Consider the following 7,500-nt stretch of genomic DNA (forward strand, 5'->3'; position numbering starts at 1 on the left):
TTACATCACATGAGCCATTTTAAGCTCATTCTAAGCACTTTATTCATTTCGTGATAGATTAATCATTATGATAAAATTTGATTCATACACGGCTTCTCTGAAAGCGACAGGTTAGGTTATCAGTAATAAATATTCTAGTTAGCAATAGTATGTTAGTCGGCAAATCGGCTTAAAGATGAACATATTTTAACGATACAAGTAAAACTCGTATTATTATTATAGTTTATATTTGTGATATAGTAATTAATTAAAAACAAAGAGTTATGCCTAATTTTGATAGTTTTGGTTTTAATGGTGAAACATCTAATGGTGATGGAAAACCTACTGACGACATTACAGACCTTGATACAGGTAAAACAGGGCAGTTAGATGCTAATGGTAATCATATTGATGATATTACTAATAATGGTAATGGAGATGGGAATAGTGATTCTAATGCTAATAAAGATGACCAATCTTCATCCTCCACGGGGGGTAAGCCTAATGACAAAGCGAATGACGCTGATGCTGAACATGGTTTAGAAGAAGGTACTATTATCGAAGATGGAGATAATAAATATACTGTTGATAAAGACGGTAATCTTATTGACGATAAAGGTAATATCTTTAAAGCTAAAAATGAAGTTGCTGCTTATCTTAAAGAATTTGAAGTAGAAGATACTAAAGAAGAAAATACTATTGATGTTAAATCGATTCAAGAACTTGTAGGTGTTTCTGTTACTTCAGAAGATGGTAAACCAGTTGCTTTTGATAATACTCCTCAAGGAGTTGCAAGTTATATTCAATCCGTTATTGATTTAAAACGTGATGAATTTGCCCAAGCTGGTGTTAATAAGTTATTTGAAGATTATCCTATCGTTGGTGATTTTCTTAATTATTATGTTGCAAATGGTAATTCATTTGAAGGCTTTGGTGAACTTCGAGATAGAAGCGGTATTGAAGTAGATGAAAATAATGTAAGTCAACAAGAAGCTATTGTTCGTGAGGCGTTTAAGGAATTTAATCGTCGTGGTAATGTTGATAAGTATATTCAATATCTTAAAGATAGTAATGAACTTTTCAATGTTGCTAAAGAAGAACTTGAAGCTCTTCAGAAAGCTGATAACGAAATGCGTGAAGCTAATGCTAAAGAAGCTATGCGAGTTAAAGCAGAAGAAGAGAAACAACTTGTGGAATTTTGGAATGGAGTTAAAGAATGTATTGATAAGCGACAGATTGCTGGTTATCGTATTCCCGAAACTGTTATTATTGAACGTAATGGAAAACAAATTTCTACTACTCCAGAAGATTTCTTCAATTATGTTTATCAAGTTGATGATAAAGGACTTTCTCGTTATGAAAATGATTTAATGAAGTTATCTCCTGCTGAAAGACGCGATGAAGAACTGCTTAAGGCTTGGCTTAAATATACAGGTAAAGGTTATGATAGTTTGATAGAAATGGCTGTTTCTGATAAAGAAGCTAAAAAGTTGAAACTTACTGCTAGTCAACGTAAATCTACAAAAGGAGCTATTAAAATAACTAAACCTGATAGTAAAAAAAATGCTCTAATAGATGAGCGTTTTGGTTATTAACATAATAGTAAATTTGTAGATGAAAACATTACGTGTTATTGGACAAACTCGTTATGAAGATAGAGGTTATTCTAATGAAGAATCAATTGCTTATCTTCAGCTTCAAAAGCCAGAAGAAATTAATAGTTTTCTGACTTATAATTATGGTATGGATGATGACCGTTTTCCTTTAAGTTTTATTACTGAAGGTCAAGGTAGTCGTGGTATTAAAGACGTTGCTACTGTACAATGGACTTGGAAAACTATGGGTCGTATGAAGTTTACAGACTTTGTAACTTACTTTAATGCTGCTGTTACTAAACCCGGTCAAAATGGTAGTGAATTTGAAGTTCACTTCTCTACTCATTGGTTTATTGAACAACATGGTCTTACTGCTCCCGATGGTGTTACTCAAGTTCGTATTCAGAAAGACTTAGGTGAATCTGCTTATGGTTATGCTTATCTTTTGAAACTTACTTCTCCTAATCCTGATGCTTATGTTGACCCTCAATGGTTGGCTAAAGGTATGTATTGGGCAATGAGTGCTCCTACTGTTTCTGAATCTTATTCTAAAGGTAATAGAAGCAATACTATGGGGCCTGCTGGAATGACTTCTCAACTTGAGTTTTATCGTTATTCTAAAGAAATAGCTGGTAATCTTGCTAATGTTGTTACTCAATATCAATTCCAAAATGATAATGGTGGTACTTCTAATCTTTGGATTAACGAAGAGATGCGACAGTTCAACTTGCACATGAGAGTAATGAACGAAGAACGTTTGTGGAAGTCTGAATATAACCGTTTACCTGATGGTACTATTCCTTTGAAAGACCATGATAATGGTAAACCTATTCCTCGTACTGCTGGTATGTTAGAAATTTGTCGTGAATCTAACTACGATACTTATGGTGAAGTTCTGACTATTAATAAACTTGAACGTACAATCGGTGATGTTCTTGACCGTGATACTCAAGATGGTGATAAGAATGTAGCTCTTATGGGTGGTAAAGGATTTATTCGTGACTTTGAAATGGCTATCAGAACTGATGCTAAAGAAAACGGATTTATTACACCTCTTGGTGAAAAGATGATTCAAGATAATGGTGATGGTCTTTCTTATGGACGTTACTTTAATAAGTGTAAAACTCCAGATGGATATACTATTACTGTTATTCATAATGCTTATTTCGATAAGGGTACTGATGCTGAAGCTGCTAAGCAAAATGGTATGATTCATCCTACTACTGGCTTACCTATTACTTCTCATCAAGCTGCTTTGATTGATATGAGTAATTATAAAGGTAATCAGAATGTTCGTATAGTACGTCAAAAAGGACAGGCTTATAAAGCTAAAGTTATCGAAGGTATGACTGATATTCCTGCTTGCTGGGGATTGCCTAATACTAATCATGCAGCTACTGAAATTGATATGGCTCGTTATGAAGTTAAAGGCTCTATTGGTTTGCAGGTAGATAACACTACTAAGATGTTCTTATTGAAATGTGTATTATAATCATTTAAAAGAAGCTATTTAAGATATGGATTTTAACAAAGTAAATGAAGCTAATAAAGCAGGAGAAAATACTCCTGCTGCTTCTAATATAAATACAGATAAACAGGTTATACCCCCCGTAGAGGATGGAGTAGATAAACAGCCTGCTAATACAGTAGGATTTAGAGATGAAAGTCTTGATGAACCTTATACTGAAAAACGAACTATTACTATTAATTTAGTTACTAATTATTCATTATATCGTAGAGTTAATGATAAAACATTACCTAAACGAATGGATAAAATTGGTAGTTGTGTTCGTAGTTCTCGTACTCTTTCTTCTAATAAAGGTGAGATTGAATCTTATTTTCCTGCTTTAATTGGTCTTGCTCCTAATAATGAAAACTTTATTTCACGGGTTAAGGCTTATCTTAATAATATTAGTGTTTCAGTTGATGAACTAGGTAAGACTTTTGATATTTCTTTCTTTTGGAATCGTAAACGAGATTATCTTCGTTTTAGAGCTGAAGAAGAAGCTATTGAAACTGCTTATATGAATAGTGACCGTAAAGGAGTTAAAGAACTTAGAGAAGCTCTTGAAGCTAAAATTACTAAGTTAAATCTTCTTGAAAGTGAAAAGTATAAATATGGTTATCCTATTGTTCTTGATGATTATCTAATTTATCGTCATTGTTTATTATATAAAGATGTAGCTAAAGATATTGCTCTTATTAATTCTGACCCATCTATTAGATTTTATTTTAAAGATGACCAAAGAGAAGCTGAGCGTCTTGCTAAACATCGTCAGGAAATTAATTCTGCTAAAGGCAATTATGTTAAACTTCTCACGAATAGTGATTTGTTTGATGCTGTATTTATTCAATATTGTGTTGCCAATAATATTAATATTCCTAACGGTATGGCTATGGATACTGTCGATAAACAAACTCATCTTGATAAATTTAGTACAAATGAACCTGCTAAGTTTAATAAACTTTGCAATGATAAAGATATTACTATTAAATCTTTAATTGAGGTTCTTATTTCTCGTGGAGAATTTATCAGAGCAATTCATAATCAGAATATTACTACTCCTGATGGTGAGTTCATTGGTGCTAATGTTAAAGAAGCTGTTACATGGTTTAAGAATCCTACCAATAGTGCTCTTGTTAGTGCTTATAAAAATAAACTTAAAAACATTTGATTATGAACATTGGGGAGATGCACGTGACGTTCAGAGAACTGGCACAACAGATGGGTATGCAGACCGTTCGTGCTATTCTCATGGAAGATATAGATATTTGTCTTAATGCTGCTATAATTGAAAAAGCTAGAAATGTAATAGTAGAAAATGTCGGACCTGTTCCTTATAATGATAAGGTTGCTCGACAAAATGCTTCTATTAGTCCTGTTAATGCTCTTAGAACTTTATACACAGCGGGTACTGTTAACGGCGGAGATATTACAGGTGGTGGAACAGAAGTTGACCCTTATAAAATTAACATTGATAGCGACGGAATAATGCTATATACAGGCTTTCAAGTTAGTTATAATGGCAAGACAATTTATGATTGCAGAATTATTGAAGCTGAAGATTTAGGTCAAACGCTAAGAGATTTCTGTAATCGTGCTGCGAAAGATGCTCCGATAGTTACTATATTTGGTGATGAATCTGGTATTAATGTTAATATATATACTGGACGTAATAATACAGTTAAACCTCAATTAGTTAAATATCTTTATATCAAAGAACCTGCTAAAGTTAAATTTGATGAAGATAGAGAAGAAGATTGGGTTAATTGTGATTTACCTCCTTATTTACATATGGAAATAGTTATGCGTGCAGTACAGATTTATCTTGCTAGTATTGGTGCTACTTCTAATGGAGCTGATAAACAAAGTTAAACTCTAAATTAAATTAAAAATGAGACAGTTTTTGTTAGCGGGCAATGTCGCTTATGGAGCGAGCTTACCTCTTGCTGCTGGAGCGGTTGCTTTTACTTATCTTGCTAATGGCAAGGAAACTATTGACGCTGACGGTACTAAGATTACCGATAAGTTTTACATTAATCTTGGTCGTGAAGCAAATGGCCCAGTAGTTCTTCCAGCTTATAAGAAACATCTTACTTTTGTTAAAGGTGTTTATCAAGCTGCTACTACTTTCTCTGCTAATCTTACTATCGGAGATGTAAATGCTTATTCTGATTATTCTATTATGATTGTGAAAAAAGGATTAAAGTTCAATGAACGTAATCGTTGGACTGCTACTATTCATACTGGTCTTAATCCTACTGCTAATGATGTAGCAAAGAAATTAGCTAACCAAATTAATAATAATACTATTGGACATGGTATTAAAGCATCTGTTGTTGAGGCTAAAATTACTTTAACTGCTGAGTCTAAAGGTATTGATTATGAAATTCTTGGAGCTGATGAATTAGTTGGTATTGCAGTCACAGTTACAGCTCACGGTTTACCTGCTTATGGTGACGCTGCTTATATTACTGATTTAGCTAATAAGGCTGCTGCTGATGCAGGTATTGAATATACTTACCGTGATACTTATACTGAACTGTATCCTGCATATCCTATTAATCCTTTAAAACAACCTGACAGTGCAGATGCTGGATATACTATCTTTACTCTTCGTTTTGCTGTTCCACGTGAAATGAAAACTAGAGATGAAGTTGTTCATCAGATTGTACAGATTGCGTTCCCTACTGGAGCTGCTGCTATTGCAACTGTTGAAACTATCCTTAAAGCTATTGCTACTGAAGAAAAAGCATAACCTACTACCCGACTTGATTAGGTAAATATTAGGTAATATTAATCAAATAGGGGCTATTGGTGTTAGCATTAGTGTTAATACTGATAGTCCCTATTTTCGTATTCATAAAAATGGAATTAATACAAAATGCTTTTGAACAAGGTCTAGTTCCCGGTATTGTTATTGTTATTTATCTTATTATTAATAAAATAATTGATAATAATAAAAAAGACCCTCTTGATGATATTGCCAAACTTCTTAATATAGTTACTAAAGATATTATTGATAAAGATAGAGAAAAGTCTAAAGCTGTAGTTTCTATTGCTATGGTTAATGCAGCTTCAGAATGTGCTAAATTTGTTGCTTCTACTATTATTACTAATAATGTTGATAGTAACCGTGACCAAATCGAATATAATGCTCGACACTTAGTTAATAGTGTTTATTACGATGCTTATTCTAAACTTAATATGTATCGTGGAGATGAAGATTATCTTAGTCATTATATGAGAGAAGAATGGAAAGAAGATATATATGGCGATATTATTAATATAATTTATAATAAACATCTTGATTCTAATCAACGTATTCTTGCGTTTAATAAACGTGTTGATATTAGAGTTAGTGATTATACTGCATATATTATTAATAAGGCTTTTAAATAAGATAATATTATGATAAGAGGTTATATTAATAATCCAAAACAGCTATCGAAAGAGATGCAATTACGCATTGCAAGCATGGCTGAAAAACAGGTGAGAATAGCAGAATTAGGCTTCCCATTGAACGAAAAAAATTGGTGTAAGCTAACACAAGGACAAATTTTAATTCAAGCACTAGAAGCCTTAGAATTGCTTTCTGATGAGCAACAAAAATCAATTATTAATTCATACAATAACTTGATGATAGAATGAGTGAACAAATAGATGATAGTTATGTTAATGGTGTCTATGTAAAAGCTGATGGAACTGAACAAGTTGAGATTAGTCCTCAATATGTTTATATGACTGTTCCTAGCAAATATGTTTGTGTTTATCATAAACTATTAGTTCTTATGGCACAATATGGTCTTGATATGCTTAATGATTGTTCTGCTACTTGTAAAGGTAATAATAAGAATATTGTTACTTGTTGGAATATGTTTCAATCTGCTATGGCAGCATATCAACTTGGTCAAGATAAACTTGCTGAAACTCTTCTTAAATATATTAAAGGTCAACTTAATATCATTTATGAAGGTAGTGAACAAGTTCAGTATAGTGGTTCTATTACACTTCCTGTTGATGAAGAAGGTAAAATTCATGCAATAGTTAGTTGTGGAGATGCTCCTAAATTTTATGTTGACCCTGAAACTGGTAAACTTTGGGAGAAGAAAGAAGAAGGTAAAGAATATAATGAAACTTATAGTCTTAGTGATGTTGATTATGATAATAAATAATGTGAATGTATTCCATCCTCTACGGGGGGTCTACACTATGAATTTAGTAAACCTAGAGAACGTATGAAAACAATAGAAGAAGAACTTGGTAAAGTTAGTCTTACTTGTAATGGTCAATGGAATGATAGACCTTATGAAAGACTATGTATAGTTCATGACGGTTTCTAGGTTTACTAAATTTTATGTTGACCCTGAAACTGGTAAACTTTGGGAGAAGAAAGAAGAAGGTAAAGAATATAATGAAACTTAT

The 7,500-nt window shown here is 32.6% G+C and carries 8 protein-coding genes; all 8 read left to right on the forward strand.

All coding sequences use genetic code 11. The features are described from left to right. The first annotated feature begins 263 nt into the window (after positions 1–263). Complete coding sequence (locus DXN04_RS33765) at positions 264–1,574, forward strand: hypothetical protein (RefSeq protein ID WP_116857836.1); 1,311 nt, start codon at positions 264–266, stop codon at positions 1,572–1,574. Positions 1,575–1,593: 19 nt separating this feature from the next. Continuing rightward, positions 1,594–3,066, forward strand: coding sequence for a hypothetical protein (locus tag DXN04_RS33770; protein WP_116857837.1), 1,473 nt, complete (start codon positions 1,594–1,596; stop codon positions 3,064–3,066). Positions 3,067–3,091: 25 nt separating this feature from the next. After that, a complete protein-coding gene (locus tag DXN04_RS33775) occupies positions 3,092–4,249 on the forward strand; it encodes a hypothetical protein (RefSeq protein ID WP_116857838.1) in 1,158 nt (385 codons plus the stop codon). Positions 4,250–4,251: 2 nt separating this feature from the next. Next, positions 4,252–4,950: a hypothetical protein gene (locus DXN04_RS33780; protein WP_116857839.1), complete on the forward strand. Its 699-nt coding sequence runs from the start codon at positions 4,252–4,254 to the stop codon at positions 4,948–4,950. A 19-nt stretch (positions 4,951–4,969) separates the two neighbouring features. Further along, complete coding sequence (locus tag DXN04_RS33785; protein WP_116857840.1) at positions 4,970–5,833, forward strand: hypothetical protein; 864 nt, start codon at positions 4,970–4,972, stop codon at positions 5,831–5,833. Positions 5,834–5,943: 110 nt separating this feature from the next. Next, complete coding sequence (locus tag DXN04_RS33790; protein WP_116857841.1) at positions 5,944–6,477, forward strand: hypothetical protein; 534 nt, start codon at positions 5,944–5,946, stop codon at positions 6,475–6,477. A 9-nt stretch (positions 6,478–6,486) separates the two neighbouring features. Then, the gene (locus tag DXN04_RS33795) at positions 6,487–6,726 is read left to right on the forward strand and encodes a hypothetical protein (RefSeq protein WP_116857842.1); all 240 of its coding nucleotides are present in this window, start codon (positions 6,487–6,489) and stop codon (positions 6,724–6,726) included. Then, positions 6,723–7,250 carry a hypothetical protein gene (locus DXN04_RS33800; protein ID WP_116857843.1) on the forward strand — a complete coding sequence of 176 codons (528 nt, stop codon included), beginning with the start codon at positions 6,723–6,725 and terminating at the stop codon, positions 7,248–7,250. The genes DXN04_RS33795 and DXN04_RS33800 overlap by 4 nt, the downstream gene beginning before the upstream one ends. Positions 7,251–7,500: the final 250 nt, after the last annotated feature.

Source organism: Chitinophaga silvisoli (assembly GCF_003412465.1).
GTDB lineage: Bacteria > Bacteroidota > Bacteroidia > Chitinophagales > Chitinophagaceae > Chitinophaga > Chitinophaga silvisoli.